The 24,465-nt window shown below is 66.3% G+C and carries 25 protein-coding genes and 1 tRNA gene; 15 read left to right on the top strand and 11 right to left on the bottom strand.

Translation table 11 applies throughout. The annotated features are described in order from the left end of the window. Positions 1 to 17 precede the first annotated feature (17 nt). The 4 genes from GD627_RS04380 to GD627_RS04395 all read right to left on the bottom strand — a co-directional run bounded on the left by GD627_RS04380 (position 18) and on the right by GD627_RS04395 (position 5,053). Positions 18 to 983 (bottom strand): NUDIX hydrolase, encoded by a 966-nt coding sequence (locus GD627_RS04380; RefSeq protein WP_146360988.1) that lies wholly within the window; start codon positions 981 to 983, stop codon positions 18 to 20. Beyond that, positions 983 to 3,208, bottom strand: coding sequence for an RNA degradosome polyphosphate kinase (locus GD627_RS04385; protein ID WP_152271486.1), 2,226 nt, complete (start codon positions 3,206 to 3,208; stop codon positions 983 to 985). Before GD627_RS04385 ends, GD627_RS04380 begins: the two co-directional genes overlap by 1 nt. A gap of 76 nt (positions 3,209 to 3,284) precedes the next feature. Then, entirely contained in the window at positions 3,285 to 4,289 is a 1,005-nt protein-coding gene (gene mshD, locus GD627_RS04390) for a mycothiol synthase (RefSeq protein WP_152271487.1), read from the bottom strand. 62 nt (positions 4,290 to 4,351) lie between these two features. Continuing rightward, positions 4,352 to 5,053 carry a winged helix-turn-helix transcriptional regulator gene (locus GD627_RS04395; protein WP_152271488.1) on the bottom strand — a complete coding sequence of 234 codons (702 nt, stop codon included), beginning with the start codon at positions 5,051 to 5,053 and terminating at the stop codon, positions 4,352 to 4,354. Between the two features lie 141 nt (positions 5,054 to 5,194). Here GD627_RS04395 and GD627_RS04400 point away from each other — a divergent pair, with 141 nt between their 5' ends. The 4 genes from GD627_RS04400 (at position 5,195) to GD627_RS04415 (ending at position 8,452) form a co-directional block, all read left to right on the top strand. Beyond that, positions 5,195 to 5,938, top strand: a complete 744-nt coding sequence (locus GD627_RS04400) for a hypothetical protein (protein WP_152271489.1) — start codon at positions 5,195 to 5,197, stop codon at positions 5,936 to 5,938. A 277-nt stretch (positions 5,939 to 6,215) separates the two neighbouring features. After that, on the top strand, positions 6,216 to 6,815 hold the full coding sequence (locus GD627_RS04405; protein WP_146361001.1) for a heme-binding beta-barrel domain-containing protein: 600 nt from the start codon (positions 6,216 to 6,218) through the stop codon (positions 6,813 to 6,815). Positions 6,816 to 6,902: 87 nt separating this feature from the next. Further along, positions 6,903 to 7,994, top strand: coding sequence for a CAF17-like 4Fe-4S cluster assembly/insertion protein YgfZ (gene ygfZ / locus GD627_RS04410; protein WP_146361003.1), 1,092 nt, complete (start codon positions 6,903 to 6,905; stop codon positions 7,992 to 7,994). A 56-nt stretch (positions 7,995 to 8,050) separates the two neighbouring features. Then, the gene (locus GD627_RS04415) at positions 8,051 to 8,452 is read left to right on the top strand and encodes an ankyrin repeat domain-containing protein (RefSeq protein WP_152271490.1); all 402 of its coding nucleotides are present in this window, start codon (positions 8,051 to 8,053) and stop codon (positions 8,450 to 8,452) included. Between the two features lie 27 nt (positions 8,453 to 8,479). Here GD627_RS04415 and GD627_RS04420 read toward each other — a convergent pair whose 3' ends face one another. The 5 genes from GD627_RS04420 to GD627_RS04440 form a co-directional block, all read right to left on the bottom strand. Further along, complete coding sequence (locus tag GD627_RS04420) at positions 8,480 to 9,196, bottom strand: GNAT family N-acetyltransferase (RefSeq protein ID WP_152271491.1); 717 nt, start codon at positions 9,194 to 9,196, stop codon at positions 8,480 to 8,482. Between the two features lie 152 nt (positions 9,197 to 9,348). Then, complete coding sequence (locus GD627_RS04425) at positions 9,349 to 10,380, bottom strand: 6-phosphofructokinase (protein WP_152271492.1); 1,032 nt, start codon at positions 10,378 to 10,380, stop codon at positions 9,349 to 9,351. Positions 10,381 to 10,450: 70 nt separating this feature from the next. Beyond that, a complete protein-coding gene (locus GD627_RS04430) occupies positions 10,451 to 10,693 on the bottom strand; it encodes a PspC domain-containing protein (protein WP_152271493.1) in 243 nt (80 codons plus the stop codon). A 92-nt stretch (positions 10,694 to 10,785) separates the two neighbouring features. After that, a complete protein-coding gene (locus GD627_RS04435; RefSeq protein WP_152271494.1) occupies positions 10,786 to 11,187 on the bottom strand; it encodes a hypothetical protein in 402 nt (133 codons plus the stop codon). A gap of 2 nt (positions 11,188 to 11,189) precedes the next feature. Continuing rightward, positions 11,190 to 12,683, bottom strand: coding sequence for a PspC domain-containing protein (locus GD627_RS04440; RefSeq protein ID WP_152271495.1), 1,494 nt, complete (start codon positions 12,681 to 12,683; stop codon positions 11,190 to 11,192). A 133-nt stretch (positions 12,684 to 12,816) separates the two neighbouring features. Between GD627_RS04440 and GD627_RS04445 the strand changes: the two genes are divergently transcribed. Both GD627_RS04445 and GD627_RS04450 read left to right on the top strand, forming a co-directional pair. Further along, positions 12,817 to 14,238, top strand: coding sequence for an ATP-binding protein (locus GD627_RS04445; RefSeq protein WP_343032376.1), 1,422 nt, complete (start codon positions 12,817 to 12,819; stop codon positions 14,236 to 14,238). Continuing rightward, positions 14,235 to 14,897: a LuxR C-terminal-related transcriptional regulator gene (locus GD627_RS04450; RefSeq protein ID WP_152271497.1), complete on the top strand. Its 663-nt coding sequence runs from the start codon at positions 14,235 to 14,237 to the stop codon at positions 14,895 to 14,897. The genes GD627_RS04445 and GD627_RS04450 overlap by 4 nt, the downstream gene beginning before the upstream one ends. Positions 14,898 to 14,990: 93 nt before the next feature. Here the strand turns inward: GD627_RS04450 and GD627_RS04455 are convergent, their stop codons facing one another. Next, positions 14,991 to 16,214: a pyridoxal phosphate-dependent aminotransferase gene (locus tag GD627_RS04455; RefSeq protein ID WP_152271498.1), complete on the bottom strand. Its 1,224-nt coding sequence runs from the start codon at positions 16,212 to 16,214 to the stop codon at positions 14,991 to 14,993. A gap of 285 nt (positions 16,215 to 16,499) precedes the next feature. Here GD627_RS04455 and GD627_RS04460 point away from each other — a divergent pair. The 9 genes from GD627_RS04460 to GD627_RS04500 all read left to right on the top strand — a co-directional run bounded on the left by GD627_RS04460 (position 16,500) and on the right by GD627_RS04500 (position 23,142). Further along, positions 16,500 to 16,572 (top strand) — tRNA-Trp (locus GD627_RS04460). Positions 16,573 to 16,656: 84 nt separating this feature from the next. Further along, positions 16,657 to 16,938 carry a preprotein translocase subunit SecE gene (secE, locus tag GD627_RS04465; protein WP_146361022.1) on the top strand — a complete coding sequence of 94 codons (282 nt, stop codon included), beginning with the start codon at positions 16,657 to 16,659 and terminating at the stop codon, positions 16,936 to 16,938. A 73-nt stretch (positions 16,939 to 17,011) separates the two neighbouring features. Then, entirely contained in the window at positions 17,012 to 17,827 is an 816-nt protein-coding gene (nusG, locus tag GD627_RS04470; RefSeq protein ID WP_425481891.1) for a transcription termination/antitermination protein NusG, read from the top strand. Between the two features lie 129 nt (positions 17,828 to 17,956). Then, positions 17,957 to 18,388 carry a 50S ribosomal protein L11 gene (gene rplK / locus GD627_RS04475; RefSeq protein ID WP_146361026.1) on the top strand — a complete coding sequence of 144 codons (432 nt, stop codon included), beginning with the start codon at positions 17,957 to 17,959 and terminating at the stop codon, positions 18,386 to 18,388. Between the two features lie 113 nt (positions 18,389 to 18,501). Then, a complete protein-coding gene (rplA, locus tag GD627_RS04480; protein WP_146361028.1) occupies positions 18,502 to 19,209 on the top strand; it encodes a 50S ribosomal protein L1 in 708 nt (235 codons plus the stop codon). Positions 19,210 to 19,381: 172 nt separating this feature from the next. Continuing rightward, positions 19,382 to 20,482 carry a GNAT family N-acetyltransferase gene (locus GD627_RS04485; RefSeq protein WP_152271500.1) on the top strand — a complete coding sequence of 367 codons (1,101 nt, stop codon included), beginning with the start codon at positions 19,382 to 19,384 and terminating at the stop codon, positions 20,480 to 20,482. 340 nt (positions 20,483 to 20,822) lie between these two features. Further along, on the top strand, positions 20,823 to 21,392 hold the full coding sequence (gene rplJ, locus GD627_RS04490; protein WP_146361032.1) for a 50S ribosomal protein L10: 570 nt from the start codon (positions 20,823 to 20,825) through the stop codon (positions 21,390 to 21,392). A gap of 61 nt (positions 21,393 to 21,453) precedes the next feature. Then, positions 21,454 to 21,828 carry a 50S ribosomal protein L7/L12 gene (gene rplL, locus GD627_RS04495; protein WP_146361035.1) on the top strand — a complete coding sequence of 125 codons (375 nt, stop codon included), beginning with the start codon at positions 21,454 to 21,456 and terminating at the stop codon, positions 21,826 to 21,828. A gap of 159 nt (positions 21,829 to 21,987) precedes the next feature. Then, positions 21,988 to 23,142, top strand: a complete 1,155-nt coding sequence (locus GD627_RS04500; RefSeq protein ID WP_152271501.1) for an ArsB/NhaD family transporter — start codon at positions 21,988 to 21,990, stop codon at positions 23,140 to 23,142. Here GD627_RS04500 and GD627_RS04505 read toward each other — a convergent pair. Next, on the bottom strand, positions 23,139 to 24,374 hold the full coding sequence (locus tag GD627_RS04505; RefSeq protein WP_246165312.1) for an acetyl-CoA C-acetyltransferase: 1,236 nt from the start codon (positions 24,372 to 24,374) through the stop codon (positions 23,139 to 23,141). The two genes, GD627_RS04500 and GD627_RS04505, sit on opposite strands and share 4 nt — an antisense overlap. Positions 24,375 to 24,465: the final 91 nt, after the last annotated feature.

A 24,465-nucleotide genomic window follows, 5' to 3' on the forward strand; every position in this document is an offset into this window, starting at 1 on the left:
CGACCCGGCACGGCCGGTCAGTCATCGAAGGCGCGGTACTTTTCCAGCGACACAATCCGGCCCTCGTCCACACTGCTCACCTGGCAGATGATGGACTCTCCGGGGGCAAGATACGGGTCCTTGGCCGGCAGCCGGGCGGCCATCTCCGGAGGCATGTGCGCGGACAGCACCCCGAAGACCAGGGGCAATACCGGCCGGTGCGTGCACACTGCCACGGGTTTGGCCTTGTCGAACAGGCCCTCGATGGCGTTCCGGGCCTTGCCGGGCTTGCGCTTGGCGTTATGCTCCGTGAGTGCGTCAACGGTCTTGAACTTGGTGCCCTCGGCCTTCACATAGGGGCGGACGGTCTGCACGCAGCGCACCCAGGGGCTGGACACCACCCGCTTGGGACGCCAGGCCACCAGCAGCCGCGAGACGGCCATGGCCTGGCGAAGTCCCGTGGCTACCAGCGGACGTTCCCCCTCCGCCCGGGTCCATGCGGACCGCGGCTTGGCCTTGGCATGCCGGACCACAATCAGGGGCCAGGTGCTCAGCCGCTGCTCGGCGTAGGCCAGCACGAGTTCCTGGAGCGGCACTTTGTCCGTGGGATTGGTCAGTGCCTCGGCGGCCTCTTCCGGGCTGCACCAGCGCGTTCCGTCCACTTCCCTGCCATCGGGCCGGGCCTTGTCCGAGTCCACGTGGGACGCCCAGTAATGCACCCGTTTCATGCCTGAGGCCACGGGATAGACAGTGGCCGGCAGCGGAATGCCCAGGCTGATCCGCAGGCCAACTTCCTCCCGGACCTCGCGCACCGCGCACTCCGGCGTGGTCTCGCCCGCGTCCAGCTTGCCCTTGGGCCAGGACCAGTCGTCATACCGGGGCCGGTGAATCATCAGAACCTGGAGCCTGCCCCCGCGTACGCGCCAGCAAAGCGCCCCCGCCGCCACCACCTTCACGGGGGTGTCTTCCTGCACAGCGGGGGCCGGAAACTGCAGTGCCTCCATCAGCGCCGGGCCACCGAACGCTGGCGGGAACGTGAGGCCAGCAGCAAGGACTGGACGTCCTGGAGCGGATTGCCGTCCTCGTCCTTGTGGTGCCGGGTCCAGGTACCTTCCTGGTCCAGATGCCAGCTGGCCGTGCCCGGGTCCATGTAGCGGTCCATCAGGGCGATCAGGTCAGCGACGTCGTCGCGTGCCACGAGCTGGACCAGAGCCTCAACCCGGCGGTCCAGGTTGCGGTGCATCATGTCCGCCGAACCGATGAAGACCACGGGGTCCCCGCCGTTGGCGAAGGCGAACACCCGCGAGTGCTCCAGGAACCGGCCGAGCACCGAGCGGACCGTGATGTTCTCGCTCAGCCCCGGCACACCGGGACGCACGGAGCAGATGCCGCGGACAATCACGTCCACCCGCACCCCGGCCTGGGAGGCACGGTAGAGGGAGTCGATGATCGCTTCGTCCACCATGGAGTTGACCTTGATGATCACCCGCGCGTTCAGGCCGGCCTTCTTGTTCGCAATTTCCCGCTCAATCCGGTCGATCAGACCGGACCGGACGGAACGCGGTGCCACGAGCAGGCGCTTGAACGTGGACTTCGGCGCGTAGCCCGAGAGCTGGTTGAACAGCTTCGTGAGGTCCTCGCCCACCTGCTCATTGGCGGTCAGCAGGCCCAGATCCTCGTAATAGCGGGCCGTACGCGGGTGGTAGTTGCCCGTACCGATGTGGCAGTAGCGGCGCAGCCCGTCCACTTCCTGCCGCACCACCAGGGACAGCTTGCAGTGCGTTTTCAGGCCCACGATGCCGTACACCACGTGCACGCCGGCCTGCTCGAGCTTCCGGGCCCAGGAAATGTTCGCCTGCTCGTCGAAGCGCGCCTTGATTTCCACCAGGGCCAGGACCTGTTTGCCTGCCTCGGCGGCGTCGATCAGGGCATCGACAATGGGCGAATCCCCCGACGTCCGGTACAGGGTCTGCTTGATGGCCTGCACCCGCGGGTCCGCGGCAGCCTGCTCCAGGAACGCCTGGGTGGATGTGGAGAAGGAGTCATACGGGTGGTGCAGCAGGATGTCCCGCCGGCGCATCGCAGCAAACACGTTCGCCGGCTTGGAGGTCTCGGATTCCTTCAGGTGCCGGTTGGTATGCGGCACCTGCTTCGGATAGTGAAGGTCCGTCCGGTCGATCCGGCTGATGCCGGCCAGGCCGCGCAGGTCCAGCGGTGCGGGCAGGACATAGACCTCGTCCGATTCCACGCCCAGTTCGCGTTCAAGCAGCTCGCGGATGTTCGGGTTCATTTCCGGAGTGACTTCCAGGCGCACGGGCGGCCCGAAGCGGCGGCGCAGCAGTTCCTTTTCCAGCGCCTGGAGGAGGTTCTCGGCGTCGTCCTCTTCCACCTCGAGGTCCTCGTTGCGCGTGACGCGGAAGGTGTAGTGCTCAATGACGTCCATGCCCGGGAACAGCTGGTCCAGATGCTGGGCGATCACGTCTTCGAGCGTAATAAAGCGGGCGGTGCGGCCGGCAACGTTTCCGGCGCGGGGGCCGTCCACGGAGATCAGCCGCGGAAGCTGATCGGGAACCTTGACGCGGGCAAAGAACTCCTTGCCGCTCACCGGGTTGCGCACCACCACGGCCAGGTTCAGGGACAGGCCGGAAATGTAGGGGAAGGGGTGGGCCGGGTCCACGGCCAGCGGAGTCAGGATGGGGAAGACCTTCGCCGCGAACTGCTTGTGCAGGTTCGCCTTGGCCGCATCATCCAGCTCGTCCCAGCTGACCAGGTAGATCTGTTCCTCGGCCAGGGCCGGGCGGATCTGCCGGGCGAAAACGTCCGCATGGCGCTGCTGCAGCTGGTAGCCGGCGGCCACGATCTGCTCGAGCTGTTCGATCGGGCTCATGCCCGCAGCTGAGGGGACGGCCAGTCCGGTGGCGATGCGCCGCTTGAGGCCGGCAACCCGGACCATAAAGAACTCGTCCAGGTTGGAGGCGAAGATGGACAGGAAATTCACCCGTTCCAGCAGGTACAGCTCCGGATCTTCGGCCAGTTCCAGGACCCTGGCATTGAAGTCCAGCCAGCTGATCTCCCGGTCCAGGAACCGGTCCGGAGAGATCTCTCCGCTGGGAACAAGGGCTGGACCGAAGTCCGGGATGTCGATGCGGTCCTGGGTGGCCCGCGGTGCCGACATGGCCTCGGCGGACCCGAAGGTCGACCGGGGCTCGGCGTCGGTATCGAAACTCATAGTGTCTCCCTGAGGTGCTGGCGGCCGGCAGATCCCGGCGCGCTGTACTGCGGACGGACCGACCCTGAAAACAACATTACAAGCTGCTGCCCGGTGCGGGTGCGTACATCACGTCCTGGTCCCAGCGGACAAAGCCCAGCCGGCGGTACAGGGCGACGGCGGCAGTGTTGTCTGCGTCGACGTACAGCATGACGGCGTCCAGGCCTGCCGCATGAAGGTGTTCGATACCGGCCACGGTCAGGGCCTTACCCAGGCCCCTGCCCTGTGCCTCGGGGGAAACGCCCACTACGTAGACCTCTCCGATGGGCGGGTGGCCGCCCGTGCCCGGGTGGACCTTGGTCCAGTGGAAACCAAGGATCTTCCCTTCGGCGTCCACGGCAAGGAGGAAGCCCTCCGGGTCAAACCAGTCCTCGCCCATGCGGGCCTGCAGGTCCGCCAGGGTCATGGAGCCCTGCTCGGGATGGTGGGCAAATGCAGCGGCATTGGCATCCAGCCAGGCCTGCTCGTCGCGGCCGGGTTCGAAGGCACGCAGCGTTACCCCCGCAGGAAAGCGGACCTCGGGCAGGGACGCGCTGGATCGGCTGAGGCGCATCTTCCACAGGTCACGGACGGGACGGTAACCGAAACGGGCGGCGAGCTCGACGGCGGCCTCGTGGTTTCCGTGCGACCAGGCGGCGGGCCGGGGATCGCCCCCGCCGGCGGCTTCGGCGTTCCGCACCGAGTCCTGCACGGCGGCGGCCAGGGCCGTGCCGACGCCCTCGCTGCGGTAGTTCGGATGCACCACCAGTTCCAGCACCCCCGGGTCGCGGGGCGTTTCGGATATCAGCACAGCGACGCCGGCGAGATCCTGCCCGTTTCCCGCGGCGGAACCCGGATCAGGGGCATAGATGGTGAAGACGGACAGCGTGTCCGGATCGGCCTCGGGGGAGCGCAGGTCCACGAGGGTCTGCTCGGACAGCGGCGGGTTGCCGTCCGAGTCCTGTGCCGCGGACGCCAGCTGCAGGATGCCGGCGAGGGCATCGGGTTCGGGCGTGCCATGGGTTTCGACTACGGGCCAGGCTGTCAGCGGTTCTTCACTCATGACGAAAGCCTAGCGCGGCAGGTGCAGCTCCGCAGGGGGCGGTGCGGCCCTGCAGCCCGGAATCACGCGTCCTGGCTGGCGGCTGCCGCGGTTTCGGCGCGTGACCGGGTGAACCGGTAGCCGACATTGCGGACCGTGCCGATCAACGTCTCATGGTCCGGTCCCAGCTTTGCCCGCAGCCGCCGAACGTGCACGTCCACCGTCCGGGTGCCGCCGTAGTAGTCGTAGCCCCACACTTCGTGGAGCAGCTGATCGCGGGTGAACACCCGGCCGGGATGCTGTGCAAGGTATTTGAGAAGCTCAAACTCCTTGTACGTCAGGTTCAGTGCGGTCCCGTTGATGCGGGCCGTGTAGCTGGCCTCGTCAATGACGACGCCGGAGGCCCGGATCTCGGTGGACGGGGCCTCGGCGCCCCGGCCGCGCGCCGCGGCCAGGCGGAGCCGCGCCTCCACTTCGGCCGGACCGGCGGAATCAAGAATGACATCGTCGGCCAGCCAGTTGGGGGACACGGCGGCCATTCCGCCCTCCGTGAGGATAAGGATCAGCGGGGTGTCCAGGCCGGTGGCCTTCAGGAGCTGGGTCAGGGAACGCGCACCGACGAGGTCCCGGCGGGCATCCACGAGGATGACTTCGCTGGGTTCGGTATCCAGCAGGGCCGTCGGTTCCGCAGGCACAACGTGGACCTTGTGGTTAAGCAGTTCCAGGGCAGGAAGGACGTGAACCGAAGAGCCGGAACTGTTGGTCAGGAGCAAAATGTGCGACATAGGGCCTCCGAGTGTTGGGCGCACATCGTTGGGCACGTTTCTTCGCCGATCCGCTGGCTTGAAGTGATCGAAAGTATACCCATCCGCCTGCCGGGCCTGTCGCTTTTCTTCTGGACGCCGTAATAAGGCAGGATAACTAGGGTGAAACTTTGGAGCTTAGCGGTGCCGGCGGCGCTTGCCATTATCGGTATCGTGGGCGCCTCCTACCTGTCCGTACCTGCCGTGGCAGTGCTCAGCGGCGCAGCGGCCCTGCTGGCAGGTGTCTGCTGGCCGCACCTGATAGGCGTGCCGGTCCGCAGGACGCAGGGCGCGGCCCTGGGCCTGGCGGGGGCGGCGGCAGCGGCGGGGGCGTACTTCGCGCCCGCCGGGGCCATGCTGACCTGGCTGCCGGCCGTCGTCGCCGTGGGCGTGGGCGCCGTCTTCCTGATCCAGCTGCTCCGCGGCACGGGACAGGCACACCGGCTCGAATCCATTGTCGGCATCATCTCCGGCGTACTGGTTGTCGCCCTCGGCTCCGGCTGGGTGGCCGCGGACCGTCTGGCCGGCGCCGAGGGGGATCCGGCACTGCTTTCCGTGGCAGGCAGCGCCGCGCTGGCAGCCCTTGCCGTGACCCTCATTCCGCTTCCGGACCGGATGGCGGCACCTCTGGGACTGCTGGTGGGCGGGCTGACCGCGTCCCTGGTGGCGCTGGTTGTCGCAGGTATTCCGTGGCAGGCGGCAGCGTTCAGCGGCGTGGTGATTGCCGCCGTCGTAATGGCCTTCCGGCGGCTCGCCCTCTCCCGAAAAGACGTGTCCAACACTGCGGGACGGCTGGCGCTGGGTCTGGCCCCGGTCCTTGTCCTGGGATCCGTCGTCTACTTCCTGGGCCGGCTCCTGGTTCCCTAGCCGTCTTCCCCCGGCGTCACTGCAGCGGGACGGTTTTTGCCCGCGGCTGCCTGTCATGATCGAATGGCGGAAAGGAAACTGTTCCTCCCGCGCGTTAGGATGTAGCCATGGTTGCTCTCGAAATTTTCTTTATTGCCCTGCTGGGCCTCACCGGTCTCGGGATGGCCGGATTCGCCGCGCTGGTCGTTTCCCGCCTGTACAAGGGCCAGAAGTAAACACGTCCCTGACGTTTCCGCAGGCTCCGCCCCATCCGTAATACCGAAGGACAGGCCCTCCCATGCCAATGGAGATCCCCACCGATCTGACCCCGGAACTGGTACCGCTGTCCTGGCTTATCGGCACTTGGGAAGGGACCGGACGCCTCGGCGAGGGAGAGGCCGACTCTGAGCATTTCGCCCAGAAGGTCACCTTCACCCAGAACGGCCTGCCGTATCTGCAGTACACCGCGGAAAGCTGGCTCACCGATGAGCAGGGCACCCGGCTGCGGCCGCTGGCGGTGGAGACCGGCTTCTGGGCCCTGGACCGTCCGCTCAATGACGCCGACGGCGGCCCCGGCCTGGTTCCGGCGGACATTGTGCCGGCGCTGCGCAGCGCGGACGAAGTCGAAGAGCTGCGCAACGATACGGGCGGCTTCGACATCACCGCCACCATCGTCCACCCCGGCGGCATCGCGGAGCTGTACTACGGCCAGATCAAGGGCCCGCAGATCCAGCTCACCACGGACCTGGTGATGCGGGGCGTGAACTCCAAGGAGTACTCCGCGGCCACACGCATTTACGGGCTGGTCAACGGCGACCTCTACTGGCGGTGGGACGTTGCCTCCGAGGGGAACGCGCTGAAGGCCCATGCGTCGGCCATCCTGAACAAGACCGCCTGACTAAGATTTCCTGAATAAAACCTCCGGTGCCTCCTCCTCAAGCGGGCCGGAGGAATAGGCCCGCACCGCTAGGACGTTGCACCAGTCATGACGTATTCCAGCCCCTTGCTCTCCCGCCACGGCGCCGTTGAAGCCGGCGGACTCGACGCCGGTACGGCCTCGCATTACGGGGACCCGCTGCGCGAGCAGCGCGACCTTGCCCGCGGCACCGCCGTCGTCGACCTGTCCTTCCGCGGCGTAGTCACCGTGACCGGTCCGGACCGGCTCAGCTGGCTGAACACTTTGTCCTCCCAGCAGGTGGCTGATTTGCAGCCGGGGGTGAGTTCGGAACTGCTGCTGCTCAGCGTGCAGGGCCGGATCGATTACGACGCCCGCATCATTGACGACGGCGCCACGGCCTGGCTGCTGGTGGAGGCCGCCGAAGCGCCGGGGCTGGCCGAATGGCTGCAGCGGATGAAATTCATGCTCCGGGTCGAGATTGCGGATGTGACGGATCAGTGGGCGGTGGCCGGTGCCACTGCGGAGGTTCCGCAGTGGGAGCAGTACCTGCGCTGGACCGATCCGTGGCCGCAGATCGGAGCCGGCGGCTTTGCCTACACCGCCGTGCCGGAAGACGCCCATCCCGGGCTGGAGCGCCCCTGGTATGAGTACGTGATTCCACGTGCCGAATTCGAAGGCGCCATTGAGGCCTCCGGACGCACCCTGGCCGGATCCATGGCCTCCGAAGCCCTGCGCATCGCCGCCTGGCGGCCGCGGCTGGGAGCGGAAACGGACGAGAAAACCATTCCGCATGAGCTTGACCTGATCCGCACCGCGGTGCACCTGGCCAAAGGCTGTTACAAGGGCCAGGAAACCGTTGCGCGGGTACACAACCTGGGACACCCGCCGCGCCGGCTGGTGTTCCTGCAGCTGGACGGCTCCCAGCACACACTTCCAGCGGCCGGCAGCCCGGTTCTGCTTGGGGAGCGGCAGGTGGGAACCCTGACCTCGGTGGGGGCGCACTACGAAATGGGTCCCGTGGGCCTCGCGGTGGTGAAACGCTCCGTTGATCCGGCCGCCCAGCTGGTGGTCAATGACGGCGGCGAGCTGTACGCGGCCGCCCAGGAACCCATCGTGGCACCCGACGCCGGCGCCGTGGTGGGACGCGCCTCGGGCTTCCTGAAGGCCCCGCGGCGCTAGCGCCCCGTGTCCCCAGCCATCCGTAGAGCCGTACCAACCGATATCCCAGGAGCACCATGAGCACTTCCGAATCCCGCCCCGAAATCGACGACGACGTCATTGAGCTTGCAGGCCTGGTGTTTAACGCCGCGCGGGCCGGCGACATCGAAGGCATGCGCAGTTACCTCGACGCAGGCGTACCCGTGAACCTGACCAACAGTGCAGGGGACACCCTGCTGATGCTGGCCTCCTACCACGGCCACGCGGACCTCACCGCGCTGCTCGTGGAGCGCGGCGCGGACGTCAACACCAGCAATGACCGCGGCCAGACCCCGCTCGCCGGTGCGGCCTTCAAGGGGTATGTGGAGATTTTCCGTATCCTGGCCGAAGCAGGCGCCGATCCCGACGCCGGATCGCCGACCGGACGGGACACCGCAGCCTTCTTCAAGCGGCAGGAAATGCTGGACCTGCTGGGCTAGGAGGCGGTTCCCGGGCGCGGCGCCCGGCTAGGCGGTCAGGGCCACCGACGTGCGGCTGCCCGCAGGGATAAACCCGGATCCCACCGCCGTGCGGGCTGCACCCACGTTGTCCAGCCGCGCCCGCCACTGTGGAATCAGGCCGCCTGACATGGCGTCCTCGAGGGCCACGGAACTGATGTAGCTGCCCAGCCCCTGGAGCCGGAAGCCCGGGGCCGTCAGGACGCTCATGTCCGCCAGGATGCCGTCGGTGACACTGTAGCCGGCAGCTGCCACCGGCCGGGGGGTGTCGAAGGAATCGTCCACCAGGACAAAGACTTCCTCCTTGCCTGCCAGTGATGCCTCCGCAACGTCGTCGGGAGGGCAGAGCCGCTCCAGGGCAACGGCCAGATCCGGTTCGTAGGCTACGGCGAGATCGTCGAGTGGAACCACGGTGGGGAAAACATCGGCAAAAAACAGCTGTTCGGCGCCCAGTACCCGTCCGCCGCGTTCCATGGACATCTTAATGAGCCCGGAATTGCGGGTAAGGTCGGCAGCGCTCTGGGTCCGGGCATGCTCCGCGGCCCATTCCGGGCCGCTGAAGACCTCGGTGCCGAAAAGTCGCAGGAAGCATGCCGTTTCCGGCTGCTCACGAACGTTGTAAATGCGTTCCCCGGTCTCCGTGTCCGCCAGGGCATTGTCCGGCAGACCCAGATGGCGGGACCAGGCCAGCTGGATAATCGCGATGGTTCCCGAGTCCAGATTCATGCTTTTCAACCTACACCGCGGGATGCACACGGATGGGAGCGCCCTGCCGGAGCATCCGGAATGCTCAGCAAATGCACAGGATCGCTGACGGAATCCGGAGGCCGACGGCAGGACGCGGCGGACAAAGGGCCGGGCGCAACCCGGGCTCCGCCCTAGCCGAAGAGAATGGCAGCCTCGTCGTACCGCTGCTCGGGCACCGTCTTGAGGTTGCCCAGGGCCTTTTCGAAGCCGACGTGGACAATATCCGTACCGTGCAGCGCCACCATGGTTCCCCACAGGCCGTCCACCACCGAATCCACTGCCGCCATGCCCAGCCGGGTGGCCAGGACCCGGTCGAAAGCCGTGGGGACACCGCCGCGCTGGATATGGCCCAGCACCGTGGCACGGGTTTCGATGCCGGTCCGTGCCTCGATCTCCGGGGCCAGCAGTTCGCCGATCCCACCCAGCCGCGGACGGCCAAAACTGTCGAGGCCGCGCTCCGAATGCGGCATCTCCATGTCGGTGGTGACGAATCCTTCGGCCACCACCACCAGCGGTGCACGTCCACGGTCCCGGGCCTCGCTGACCCACTGGGAGATCTGGTCAATGCTGACCGGGTGCTCGGGAATCAGGATGGCGTGGGCGCCGGCCGCCATACCGGTATGCAGGGCAATCCAGCCGACATGCCGGCCCATCACTTCGGCCACCATGCAGCGGTGGTGGGATTCGCCGGTGGTGCGCAGCCGGTCGCAGGCCTCAGTCGCAATCTCCACGGCGGTATCGAAACCGAAGGTGTAGTCCGTGGCGTCCAGGTCGTTATCGACTGTCTTGGGGACGCCGACGATTTTCAGTCCGGCGTCCGTCAGCCGTTGTGCAGCGGCAAGGGTGCCTTCGCCGCCGATGGCGATGATGGCGTCGATGCCCAGCCGGTCCAGCGTTGCCTTGATTTTCTCCGGGCCGCCGTTGGGTCCTTCGAACGGGTTGGTGCGCGAGGTCCCCAGGATCGTGCCGCCCTGCTTGGAGATGCCGCGGACCCTGGAGCGGGGCAGGTCCATGATGTCGCCGTCGACCACGCCGCGCCAGCCGTCGCGGAAGCCGACAAACTCGATGTCGTCGTATTCCTTGATGCCTTTGAGGACTGCACCGCGGATCACGGCGTTCAGCCCGGGGCAGTCGCCTCCGCTGGTGAGGATACCGATTCTCATGTCATTACCCCTGGATCTGCTGGCGGTGAAAACGTCGTCCGTTCGATTCTAGCCAGCCCGCAGGCAAGGACTAAGCGCGGGGACTCACCAGGCTCTGCACGAGGATGGTTCCGTCCTGCTTGGGCAGCAGCAGCCAGGCCACCAGATAGGTGCCGATACCCACAAACGGCAGGAGGAAGGACAGGAGCACGCCGATCCGGACCAGGGAGACATCCCAGCCGTAGGCTGCGGCAATGCCGGCGCAGACGCCGCCCAGCCAGCCTTTACGCCGTTTGACGGGGGAGGAGCGGAGGATCGAGAAGAACTTTTCCATGGATCAAGCCTTATCTGATAGTGCTGAAAGAGGGAAACGGGACCGTCCGGGAGGACGGCGAACGACGCCGACGCCGGACGGCGGCGGGGTGCCTAGCGGCGGCGGTTTTTGGCCGTCGCGGCCAGAAACCCGCCGGCCAGCAGGGCGACGCCGGCTCCAAGGGTGACCGCGAGGATCACCAGGACCGGATCCAGCGACAGGTTCACGGCAGAGACCAGCAGCATAAGCACTGCCAGGGTGGTTAGGACCAGGCCCCAGACCACCGTACCGATCTGGAGCTGCCGGGGCACGGTTTCCGGCGGGACAACTGCAGCGTTCGCCGTTGACGGAGTCTGTTCTCCGGTCCCGGCTCCGGCAGGCGTCCGGGCCGGAACCCCGCCCGCACCGCCGTCGTCGGGAAGGAACGGGGACTCATATTGGCCCGACGATCCGGAATCCGAACTGCCGCCGGCGTATTGCCGGCCGAGGTAGTCCCTTTCGCTGTTCTGTTCCATGGCTAGAGATCGCTTTCTTCAGTGGTGACAAGCACGTTGCCCGCAACGCTTCGGACGTCGATGGTGATCCGTTCGCCGTCGGCATCCTTATTGAGCGTGTGTTCATCGGACGCCTGCCACAGTCCGCTGTAGTTCCTGCTGTCCGTCCCGTCGTTGGTTTCCACGTTTCCGGCCACCGCGGAAAACCGCACGATGACTGGTGAATCGTCGGGAACCAGGATGCTGATGTTGCCCGCAGCCATGCTCACGGGAACTTCGTAGTCGCCGGAAGCATCGGTGCCGCGCAGGTCCACGGTGCCGTTGCCCGCAATGGCGGTGTAGCCGCCGGATGCCTGTCCTGCATCCCGCGGTGACCAGTCGCCGTTGCTCATGACGGCCAGATTGGAGTGGGTCATGCCGGGCTGGGCCAGGAACGAAATGACGAGCGCCGCCACCGCGGCGGATCCAACGCCGCCCGAGCGCCGTCCTGCCAGGCCCAGGATCACGACGCCGAGGCCGAGGACCACGGCCGTGGCGGCCAGGGCGACGGACAGCGGGGCCGCCGGATTCAGGATGTGGACATAGTCCAGGGCGAGAATTGCCCCGCCTGTCAGCAGTGCCGCACCGAAGAGCGCAGCCAGATACGCGCCCGGAGCGCCGGGAACCTTAGCGGAGCCGCCGCTGCCCTTCCGCTTCGCAGTTCCGGACGGCGCCGCGGGTTCCGGCGCCGCGGACGTTCCCGACGGTGCGGACATTTCGTACCGCGGTGCTGCGGAAACCGGGGCTGCACTGCCGTCTGCTGAAGGCAGGCCGGTCTTGGCCAGAGTCACCGGGGGGTTGCCGGGTGCGGGGGCGCCGCCGGCAGCAGGGCCGCCAGGTGAGCCCGTGTCACCCGGTGTGGCCGCAGCAGCAGGATCGGCACTCCCGCCGGTCCTGCCGGAAGTGAAGTGCCGAAGGTGCGCTCTGCCCTTTGGAGTGGAGAACCAGTAGATGGCACCTACCCCCGCGGCGACCCAGAACAGGGTCCATACCGTCGCACCGAGCCAGCTGTCCGCACCGAGGAAGGAGACGCCCGGCCCGCCGGTCCCCAGAACCACCAGGACCAGTGCCCCGGTCATTCCGGACGTCCAGTTGCCGCGGATGGCTTCCTCCGCATGGATCCGGCCGTCGGGCTCGGGCAGCAGTGCCCAGGCGGCTCCGTAGAGAAGGAACCCGATACCGAAGACACCCAGGACCATAAACAGTCCGCGGATCAGTACCGGGTCCAGTCCGGTCCGGGCGGCAAGGCCGGAGGCCACCCCGCCGAACCAGCGCTCGTGGCCGCGGATGATCCCGAATGAACGGATCCAGTCGAAGAACCCGTTGTGCGGTGTGCCGGACGCCGCTGTGCCGGACGCCGCTGTGCCGGACGCCGGCCCGCCGGGGGAGGCGGGGTGTGCGGCCCCGGCGGCAGGGTGCTGCTCCGCTGCGGCGGCCGGGCGTTCCGGCCCGGAGTCTGATGCTGGGGAAGGATTCATGTATCCAGTCTTCCTGCGGCGGGGACCGGACACATCAGGGACTACCCTGAGATGCCCCTGAACTGTCCCTGAAGAATCCGGATCCTATGGCCGGACCCGGAAAACCCACCCCCGGCCGTGCTTGGATATGACCATGAGAGAACCGTTGGTGCGTCCCCGCGACCGGATTGTTGCCGGCGTGTGCAGCGGGCTGGCTGTCCACCTGGGCTGGCCGGTCAAACTGACGCGTGCCGTTATGGGGGTGATGGTCCTTGCCGGCGGCACAGGGTTCCTGCTCTACGGGTGGTTGTGGATCATGGTCCCCACGCAGGAAGAGCAGGAGAAGAAGGAGCAGGTCCAGGCCAATCCCCGCAGTATTGCCGGCAACTACGAACGGCAGATGCGGGAGGATGCCGCCTCCGCGTCCGGCGCCTTCCGGGCGCTGGGGAAGGCAGGGCAGCGGGAAGTCGCTGCGGGCATCGTCCTCCTGCTGGTGGCTGCCGTGTTCATCGCGCAGCAGCTCGGGGCGAACCTGAACTGGGGCCTGGTCGTTCCGGTTGCCGCCATCGCCGGCGGTGCGGTTCTGGCGTGGACGCAGCTGGATGAAAGCAGGCGGGCCGGGCTGGTCAACAGTGCCGGGGCGGACCGCGCGTCCGGCATCATCCGGCTGTCCGCCGGACTGCTGCTGGTGATCGCCGGCGTGCTGGTGGTTGTTTCCGGCTCAGTGAGCTGGGATGTGCTGGTGGCCGGGCTGCTTGCCTCCGCCGCGGTCCTGGCGGGCGTCGCCCTGGTGCTCACTCCGTGGGCCGTGAAGCACTGGCGGGATCTGGAAGCGGAACGGGCCGGACGCATCCGGCAGACCGAGCGGGCGGAAATAGCTGCCCACCTTCATGACTCGGTGCTGCAGACCCTGGCCCTGATCCAGAAGCGGGCCGGTTCAGAACAGGACGTCATCCGGCTGGCCCGCGCGCAGGAACGTGAACTGCGCCGCTGGCTCTATACCGACCGGGCAAGGGCGGAAGACCATTTGGTGGAATGCCTGCGGAGGATTGCCGCCGAAATCGAGGACGCGTACGGCCATCCCATCGACCTGGTGGCCGTCTCGGATGCGGAGCTCGATGAACGCAGCGAGGCCCTGGCCTCCGCCGCCCGGGCGGCGATGCTGAACGCGGCGCAGCACGCAGGGGGCACCGTCTCCGTCTATCTCGAATGCCGGCCGGAGCAGCTGGAGGTCTTCATCCGGGACCGCGGCCCCGGATTTGATCCGGCGGCGGTGCCTGAGGACCGGATCGGTGTCCGCGGCTCCATCATCGGGAGGATGGAGCGTGCCGGAGGCAGTACCGTAATACGCAGCACCGCGGACGGCACCGAGGTTCGGCTGATACTGCCGCTGCCGGGAGGCGCCGAGGGCCAGGCGCCCGCCGGAGCCGGCACGGCCGCACGAAGTGAGGCAGGAGCGCCGGCCGGGAAGGCGGCACCAGCTGCCAACGGCTCGTCCGCGTCCCGCCCTGCCCCGCGGGGCCGGGACACCTCTTCGACCATCCGCGTATCCAGTGACGGAGCAGGCAGCACATGACCGATTTCCCCGACCCGGCGATCACCGTCGTCGTGGTGGACGACCATGCAATCTTCCGATCGGGTCTCCGCGCGGATCTCGACGCCCGGCTCCATGTGGTGGCCGAGGCGGACAGCGTGGAATCCGCCGTCGCCGTGATCACGCGTGAGCGGCCGGCCGTCGTCCTGCTGGACGTTCATCTGCCCGGCGGCAACGGCGGAGGCGGGGCCGAAGTGCTGGCCGGTTGCTCCGGCCTGCTGGGCAGGACCAGGTTCCTGGCCCTGAGCGTTTCCGACGCCGCGGAAGACGTCGTCACCGTGATCCGGGCCGGAGCCCGGGGGTATGTCACCAAGACAATTTCCGGTACGGAGATCTCCGATGCCGTGGTGCGGGTGGCCGGCGGTGATGCGGTCTTTTCGCCGCGGCTTGCCGGGTTTGTGCTGGATGCCTTCGGCACCGCCAGCGTGGCGTCCGTAGATGACGAACTGGACCGGCTTTCGGCCCGGGAGCTTGAGGTGATGCGGCTGATTGCCCGGGGCTACAGCTATAAGGAGGTGGCCCGGGAACTGTTCATCTCCGTCAAGACGGTGGAAACCCACGTCTCCTCGGTGCTGCGCAAACTCCAGCTCTCCTCACGGCACGAACTTACGCGCTGGGCCGCGGACCGCCGCCTGCTCTGAGCCTGCACCGCTTTCCTCCCGCCCGCGCCGGGCGGGAGGAGCGCCGGGCGGCAGGAGGGCAGCGGCGGCGCCGGAGCAGGCGGGGCCGCAGGCCTAGCGGACGGCCTGGCCGAGGAAATCCTGCAGGCGCTGCATTCCCGTAGCCAGGTCCTCGTCGCCGAGGGCATAGGAGAGGCGCAGGTAGCCCGACGGGCCGAACGCTTCACCGGGAACCACGGCCACCTCCACGGTGTCCAGGATCAGGGCCGCAAGCTCGGCGGAGGTCTGCGGACGCACGGCACCGTCCTTGCCGGGGAACTCGCGTCCCAACAGTCCGCGGACGTCCGCGTAGGCGTAGAAGGCGCCTTCAGGCATGGGGCATTCGACGCCGTCAATGGAGTTCAGGGCGGCGACCATGGCCCGCCGCCGCCGGTCGAAGGCCTGCTTCATCTCATCCACGGCCGTCAGCGGCCCGGACACGGCGGCCAGGGCCGCCATCTGCGACACATTGGACACGTTCGAGGACAGGTGGGACTGCAGGTTGGTTGCAGCCTTGATGACGTCCGGGGCTGCGATCATCCAGCCCACCCGCCAGCCGGTCATGGCGTAGGTCTTGGCGACGCCGTTGAGCACCACCACCTTGTCGCCCAGCTCGGGGGCTGCCGTGGCTATGGAGGTGAACGGCACGCCGTCGTACGTCAGGTGCTCATAGATTTCGTCCGTGATCACCCACAGTCCGTGTTCTGCGGCCCAGCGGCCGATTTCGGCCACCTGTTCCGCCGGGTATACGGCGCCGGTGGGGTTGGACGGCGAGACGAACAGGAGCACCTTGGTGTTCTCCGTGCGGGCGGCCTCAAGCTGCTCGACGCTCACCAGGTAGCCCTGTTCCGGTCCGGCAAAGACCTCCACCGGAACACCGCCGGCCAGCCGGATTGCCTCCGGGTACGTGGTCCAGTACGGGGTGGGAACCAATACTTCGTCCCCCGGGTCCAGCAGGGTGGCGAAGGATTCGTACACGGCCTGCTTGCCGCCGTTGGTCACCAGGACCTGCGCGGGGTCGACGGCGTACCCGGAGTCCCGCAGGGTCTTGGCGGCAATGGCCTTCTTCAGCTCGGGCAGCCCTCCGGCGGGGGAATAGCGGTGGAAGCGCGGCTGGCGGGCGGCATCCACGGCGGCCTCAACAATGTAGTCCGGGGTGGGGAAATCCGGCTCCCCGGCGCCGAAGCCGATCACCGGGCGCCCGGCGGCCTTGAGTGCCTTGGCCTTGGCATCCACTGCGAGGGTAGCGGACTCGGCAATGGATGCGATGCGCTCTGATATACGGCCGGTGGAAGACATGGGGTTCCCGTCTGGAGTGTGGCGGCGGCTTACATATGCCCCGTCCGTCCTGCCGGACGACGGCGGCATTCCCCCAGTTTAGGCGTTCAGCATCCCCGCCGCAGGCGTGCCGGGCACCGGGCGGACGCGCCCGGTTCGACGGGACGCCAAAGTTTGCGTAGACTGGTTCCTCGGTGGTTCTCCGCACCACGCTTCATTGTGCCAATCAGCCCGGAACGATTCTGGAAAGAATCACCGGTCAGCTGTGGCTACAATGGTGGCGGTAGGGTGATTGTTTTCCTCCATAGGGTAGTGGCGCAATTGGTAGCGCAGCGGTCTCCAAAACCGCAGGTTGCAGGTTCGAGTCCTGTCTGCCCTGCGCAGAACTGTCGTTTCCGGCAGCTCAGCAGTCCTTCATGGAATGAGCAGTCCCAGCGCATGCTGCGATTGTGAACCGACACAGATGAGTGAGGCGAAGGTGACCGAGACAGCTGCCAGCAGCTCCAAGGGACACCCCTCCAGCGGGCCCAAAAAACGGGGTTTCTTCGCCGGTATCGCTCTCTTCCTGCGCCAGGTGATCGCCGAACTCAAAAAGGTAGTCACCCCCACCCGTAAGGAACTGCTGAGGTACACACTCGTGGTCCTGGCTTTCGTGATCGTGATGATGCTGATCGTTACGGGTCTCGACTTTGCCTTTGGCAAGGGCGCACTGTGGATCTTCGGTTCGGGCGGCGGCGAAAGCTAGCCAAAGACCTGGGGCTCCGCCCGCTGGTGCGGAAAACCGGAGACCATGAGCTAGTGACAAACCCGATAGTGTTCTGAAGAAGAAAGCAGGAATCTACGTGTCCGAGCAAGAACTCGAATCACAGATCAATGACAACGCTGATCTGGATACCGAGGATCAGATCGCCGCAGCCGACGTCGACGAGGCGCCCGCTGCTGCTGATGCATCGGCCGACGAAGAAAACGCAGCCGAAGAGACTGCTGATTCCGCTGAGGACGCTGAGCCTGAAGAAGACGCTGAGCCCGAGGAAGACCCGGTCGAAGCCTTCAAAGCCAAGCTCCGCCGCCAGGAGGGTGACTGGTATGTCATCCACTCCTACGCAGGTTACGAAAACCGCGTAAAGGCCAACCTTGAGACCCGCATCCAGACCATGGACATGGAAGAGGATATCTTCGAAATCCAGGTCCCGATGGAGGAAGTCGTCGAGATCAAGAACACCACGCGGAAGATCGTGAACCGCGTGCGGATCCCCGGCTACGTGCTGGTGCGCATGAACCTCACCGACGAGTCCTGGGGCGTTGTCCGGCACACGCCCGGCGTCACCGGCTTCGTGGGCAATGCCCACAACCCGACTCCGCTGAGCCTGACCGAGGTGTACTCGATGCTCGAGCACACTGTGGTTTCGCCGAAGGCCGAGGCAGGCAAGCCCGCCCAGCAGCAGTCTTCGAACATCGCAGTGGATTTCGAAATCGGCGAGCCCGTCACGGTCAACGAAGGACCGTTCGAAACGCTTCAGGCCACAATCTCGGAGATCAAGCCCGAGTCCCAGCAGCTGGTGGTCCTGGTGACCATCTTCGAGCGCGAAACCCCTGTGACCCTCGGCTTCGGCCAGGTCACCAAGCTCCAGTAGCTTTCAGACTTCGCTGCCGGCAGGTCCGCTTTAACCTGCAGACAGCGTCCGGCCGCCAAGCCATGGCGGCCACCACCCCGGATGAACGCTCCTGTTCTTCGGGAACATAATTTAGAGAAGGACCCTTTCATGGCCCCCAAGAAAAAGGTCACCGGCCTCATCAAGCTGCAGATCAACGCAGGCGCCGCCAACCCGGCTCCTCCGATCGGTCCGGCACTTGGCCAGCACGGTGTCAACATCATGGAATTCTGCAAGGCGTACAACGCTGCAACCGAATCCCAGCGCGGCAACGTTATCCCGGTGGAAATCACCGTTTACGAAGACCGTTCCTTCACCTTCATCACGAAGACTCCTCCGGCTGCCCAGCTGATCAAGAAGGCCGCCGGTGTGGCCAAGGGTTCTGCAACCCCGCACACCGCCAAGGTTGCCAACCTGACCCAGGCACAGGTCGAAGAGATCGCCACCATGAAGATGGAAGACCTCAACGCCAACGATGTCCAGGCAGCTGCCAAGATCATCGCCGGCACCGCCCGTTCGATGGGCATCACCGTAGAGGGCTAAAGCCCCCTGCGTTAACGTAAATTCATCAAAATGCCGCAGCCCCTGAGGCCTGCGGCACGTGGCAGGGCCGGGCGCGGTCCGATAGACCACAACTGCACAAGGAGAAAAAGCAGATGGCAAAGCGCAGCAAAGCATATGAAGCAGCTGCAGCGAAGATCGATGCGGACAAGCTGTACGCACCGGTCGAGGCTGTAGAGCTGGCGAAGGACACGAATCCTTCCAAGTTCGACGCAACCGTTGAGGTGGCTTTCCGCCTGGGCGTTGACCCCCGTAAGGCTGACCAGATGGTCCGCGGCACGGTCAACCTGCCCCACGGCACCGGTAAGACGGCCCGCGTCCTCGTTTTCGCAACCGGCGAGAAGGCAGAAGCAGCTATCGCTGCCGGCGCCGACTTCGTTGGTTCCGACGACATGATCGAAAAGGTTGCAGCAGGCTGGACCGACTTCGACGCCGCAGTGGCTACCCCGGACATGATGGGCAAGGTCGGCCGCCTGGGCCGCGTGCTCGGCCCGCGTAACCTCATGCCGAACCCGAAGACCGGTACGGTCACCCCGAACGTGGCCAAGGCTGTCACGGACATCAAGGGCGGCAAGATCGACTTCCGCGTTGACAAGCACTCCAACCTGCACTTCATCATCGGCAAGGTGTCCTTCGATTCCCAGAAGCTGGCTGAGAACTACGCAGCCGCCCTGGAAGAAGTACTCCGCCTGAAGCCTTCCGCTTCCAAGGGCCGTTACATCTCCAAGGCCACCGTGTCCACCACGTTCGGCCCGAGCATCAGCGTTGACCCCAACGTCACCAAGGTCCTCGCCGACGCATAGTCGTTGAGAACGTCCGGAGGAATCCTCCGGAAGAGGCGGCCGCAGCTTATCGCTGCGGCCGCCTCTTTGTGTTCCCCGCCTCTTTGTGTTCCCCGGGCCGCAGGGCATACCGGTGTGCGGAGACCGGACCCCGTGTTTGGCAGCTTGCCGCCCGCACGGCAGGATATGGTCCATGACACATATCAGCATTACGTCTGTCCCTGTCCCGGCCGGTCTGGCCGGACCCGATGCGGTGGACTTCCTTGCCGTGGCGGAACTTCTCAACGCCCAGCAGCAGGAGTTTTGGGGCAACAATGACTTTTATGCTCCGCCCCAGGCGCAGCTGGCCGGACGAGGCAGCACCCCAACCCGTCGCCGTGAGCTGCTGGCAGCCCGGATGGGAACGGAACCGGATGCGGCTATTATCGGCGTGGCCCAGCTGAACCTGCCTCTCACCGACAATCTGCATACCGGAACCGTCAACGTTGTGGTGGCGCCCGTTGCCCGCCGCCAGGGGGTGGGAACGGCGCTTTTCGCGGCAGCGGCGAAACTGGCTTCCGCTGCCGGCCGGCGCATGCTGATGGCGGAGACCGACCATCTGGGCGGAGGGCCTGCGGGCACCGGCGAGGATAGCTCCGGCACCGAAAACGCAGCGGCGTTCATCCCGCACGACGCCGCGGCCGCCTTCGCGGCCGGGCTCGGCTTCCGGCTGGAGCTGGTGGACCGTGTCAGCGTCCTGGAGCTGGAGGGGTACGACGCCGAAGCGGTGCTGGGGCAGGCCGCCAGGACTGCCGGTCCGGGGTATGAACTGGAATTCTGGCGCGGTGCCTGCCCGGAAGAACTGGTGGATGCGTATGCCCGCCTGAGGCAGAAGATGAGCACCGATGCGCCGCTGGGCGGGCTGGAGCTGGCGGAGGAGGCCTGGGACGCAGAGCGTGTCCGGGAGGCCGAAGGGAAGGCCCGCGGCATGGACGCCGAGGTGCTGGTTACAGCCGTGCGCCACGTTGCCACCGGCGAGCTGGCCGGACACACGGTCCTGGAGGTCTTCCGCAACAACCCGGCAGTCGCCTACCAGGATGACACCTTGGTGCTGGATGCCCACCGGGGAAACCGGCTGGGCATGCTGCTCAAGGCCGCCAACCTGGAGAAACTGAGGAAGGCCATTCCCGAAGCATGCCGGGTCTATACCTGGAACGCCGAGGAAAACCGCTACATGCTGGCCATCAACGAGCAGCTGGGGTTCGCCGCCGTCGGATACTCGGGGGAGTGGCAGGCTGATCTTTCCGCCGGGTAGGCGGGACCCCCGCCGGACCTGCGGTCCGGGACCCGCCCGTCATCCGCCGCCCTCAGGCGATTTGGCCTCCACCGCATTCTCCCGTACTCTGGAACTACCAAAGACCGTCGGTCGATGTGCATTCAATCCCACCGTATGGCTGAACCCTCAGCCCTCCACGCGTGGAATCCGGTTGGAGATACATCCGAAAGTCCCTTGCCTAAAGGGCGGCCTGCGCAGGTGAACGAACTGAACTTTTGGAACTTCGTGTGTCCGTAGAGTGAAGCCCCGTGCATCTGCCCGGGGCGTTTTTTATGTTCGGGACCCGATCCACCGGCACTATTTCCCCGGAAGGAGGGTTATGGCAACGCCAACAAAGGTGTCAGCAGTCGAGGAGATCACCACCGATTTCAAGGAATCGACCGCTGCTGTCCTAACCGAATACCGCGGGCTCACCGTTGCACAGCTCAAGGAGCTGCGTCGTTCGCTCGGCCAGGACACCAAGTACTCGGTCGTCAAGAACACCCTGACTGGCATTGCAGCCAAGGAAGCCGGCATCGACGCGTTCGAAGGCCAGCTTGCCGGACCTACTGCAATCGCCTTCATCAAGGGTGACGCAGTTGCAGCTGCAAAGAGCCTGACGGATTTTGCCAAGACCAACCCGCAGCTCATCATCAAGACCGGTATCTTCGAGGGCAACGCCCTGGATGCCTCCGGTGTAGCCGCACTGGCTGCCCTTGAGTCCCGTGAGTTCCAGCTTGCACGCGTCGCCGGTGTCCTCAAGGCACCGATGTCCATGCTCGCCCGCACGGCTGACGCACTGCGCATGAAGCTCGAAGAGGAAAGCGGCGCCCCCGCTGACTCCGCTGCAGAAGAGGCTCCGGCCGCTGCAGAAGAAGCTCCGGCCGCAGAAGCAGCCACCGAAGAGTAAATCCTCTTCTCCACCAATCTCCGGTGCCTGCGTGCACCAACTATAGGAAGGACGCCACACCATGGCGAAGCTCACCAACGAAGAGCTCATTGAAGCTTTCAAGGAACTGTCCATCATCGAGCTCTCCGATTTCGTGAAGCTCTTCGAGGAGACGTTCGACGTCACCGCCGCTGCTGTTGCAGTTGCAGGCCCCGCTGCCGGTGCCGCTGAAGCCGCTGAAGAGAAGACCGAATTCGACGTCATCCTCGAAGCTGCCGGCGACAAGAAGATCGCAGTGATCAAGGAAGTCCGTGCCCTGACTTCCCTGGGTCTGAAGGAAGCCAAGGACCTGGTTGACAGCGCTCCGAAGGCCGTCCTCGAAGGCGCCAACAAGGAAGCCGCTGACAAGGCCAAGGACGCTCTCGAAGCTGCCGGCGCCACCGTCACCGTCAAGTAGTTTTCCTTTTACGGCTTCGGCTGTAAAAATCGGAAAGACCCCGTCCATTGGGCGGGGTCTTTCTGCGTTCATCAACTGAAAAAGTCCGCCCGGCGGGGCGTTCCGGCAGCAGCAGCAGCCGGCATCAACCGGCGGAGGCAACCAAGGAAACGGCCCGGAATGCGACAGGCACTGGTGGTGGGCGTGCTGGCCGCGGCTGCCGCAGCATGCGCGCTGACCGGTGCGCTGCCGGCATCCGAAGCCGCCGCCCTGATGGCCCGGATCGGCCCCATCATGGTCTTCGTGACGGCGGCCACTGTTGTCAGTCACCTGGCGGATGCCGCCGGCCTCTTCCGCGTCCTGACCCGCTTCACTGCGGGGCTGGGACGGGGACGTACCTTCACTCTCTGGATCCTGGTGCTGGCCTTGACCGCGGCGTCCAGCGCGTTCCTTTCCCTGGATACGGCCGTGGTGCTGATAACGCCGCTTGTGGTGGCGCTGGCCGTCGAGGCGGGGATTCCGCCGATCATCTTCGCCCTAAGCACGGTGTGGCTGGCCAACACGGCCTCCCTGCTCCTGCCCGTCTCGAACCTCACGAACCTCCTCGCCCAGCAGAAGGCAGGGCTGCATCCGCTGGAGTACGCGTCCACCGTCTGGGCGCCGGCCGCGGCAGGCATCGTGGTGCCGTCCGTGCTCCTCTGGCTTGCCTTCCGGCGGTTCCTGCACGGCCGGTATACCCTTCGGGCTGATCCGGAACAGGTGCCGGACCGTGCCCTGCTCATCCTGAGCGCAGTGGTGGTGGCACTGCTGCTGCCCGCACTGGTCAGCGGCATCAATGTCGCCATTCCCTCCACCGCTGCCGCGGCCGTGCTCGCTGCCGGGTTCCTGTTCCGGCAAAGGAGTGCCTTCAGCGCGGACATGCTGCCGGTTATGCCGGTGGTCCTGGCAGTGAGCCTGTTCATCCTGGTCCAAACGGCCCACAGCCACGGGCTGGGTACTCTCCTGGCGCAGGCCGCCGGGTCGGGGGAAGGCTTCGGCGACCTGCTGCGGCTGGCCGGGGCCGGCGCCCTTGCGTCCAACGCCGTGAACAACCTCCCGGCCTACCTGGCACTGGAACCGGCGGCAGGCAGCCCGGTACGCCTCGCGGCACTGCTGGTGGGGGTCGATCTGGGAGCAATCGTGACGCCGTGGGGTTCCCTGGCCACGCTGCTCTGGTATGACCGGATGCGGTCCATGGGCGTGGCGGTACAGTGGGGCCGCTTCATCGCCGCAAGCGGGGCCGCCGCCGTGGTGACCGTGACGGCAGCGACGGCGGCCCTGGCCCTGACCGGCTAGGACTCTTCGCGGAAGAGCAGCAGGGCCTCGCCCTGTCCGCCGCCGCCGCAGAGGGCGACGCCGGCACGGCCTGAGCCCCGCCGGAACAGCTCGTGCGCAGCCGTGAGTGCGAGCCGGGCACCGGACGCCCCGATGGGGTGGCCCAGCGCGATCGCCCCGCCGTGCAGGTTGCACTGTTCCAGGTCCATGCCCAGCTCGTTCAGGGACTGGACCGCGACGGCGCCGAAGGCCTCGTTGATTTCGATGAAGTCCAGATCGGACACGTTCCAGCCGGCCCGGCCCAACGCTGCGAAGAGGGCGTTGGAGGGCTGGGAGTGCAGGGTGTTGTCCGGCCCGGCCACCTGGCCCGGCAGGCCGACGGACGCGAGGACTTCCAGTCCGTGCTCCGCGGCGTAGGCGCGGGTGGTGAGGATCAGGGCTGCGGCTCCGTCCGAGAGGGGGGAGGAGTTGCCTGCCGTGATGGTGCCCTCGGCGTCGAATGCCGGCCGCAGGCCCGCCAGGGTGTCCACCGTGGTGTTGGGGCGCACGCCCTCGTCGGAGGTCAGTACCAACGGCTCCCCGCGGCGCTGCGGCACGGACACGGGAACAATCTCCGCCTCGAAGACGCCGGCAGCCATGGCGGCGGCGGCACGCTGGTGGGAGGCGGCGGCAACTTCGTCCTGTTCCAGCCGCTTGATGGCGAGTTTGGTGTTCCCGCGTTCGGTGGAGATACCCATGGAGTCGTTGTCGAAGGCATCGGTCAGGCCGTCATGCGCCACGGAGTCCAGCGCCGAAATGTTTCCGTAGTTCCAGCCCTGCCGGGAGCCGGGAAGCAGGTGGGGACCGCGGCTCATGGATTCCTGGCCGCCGGCCACCACTACGGTGGCCTCGCCGCCCCGGATCAGCCGGGCAGCGTCAATCACGGCGGCCAGGCCGGACAGGCAGACCTTGTTGACGGTGACCGCGGGGACATCCCAGCCGATTCCCGCCTTGATGGAGGACTGGCGGGCGGGGTTCTGTCCGCACCCCGCCTGCACTACATGGCCCATGATGACGGAATCCACATCCGCCGGCGCAACTCCGGACCGGTCCAGTGCGCCCTTGATGGCAAAGCCGCCAAGCTCGACGGCGGTGAACGGTGCGAGCTGGCCGTTCAGCCGGCCCTGGGGCGTGCGGGCACCCCCTACGATAACCACTTCGGGAACTGCCGATCCGTCACGGGCGGCGGAGGGGTGGATGGGTGCGTTAGTCACTCGGAAGTCGCTTTCGTCGTTGTATTCGTCGTTGAAGACTGCGTTCGCCGGTCAAGGAGTCGGCCAAGACAGGAGAAGACACGGATAAGGC

It is taken from the genome of Arthrobacter yangruifuii, from assembly GCF_009192775.1.
Classification (GTDB): Bacteria; Actinomycetota; Actinomycetes; order Actinomycetales; family Micrococcaceae; genus Arthrobacter_B; species Arthrobacter_B yangruifuii.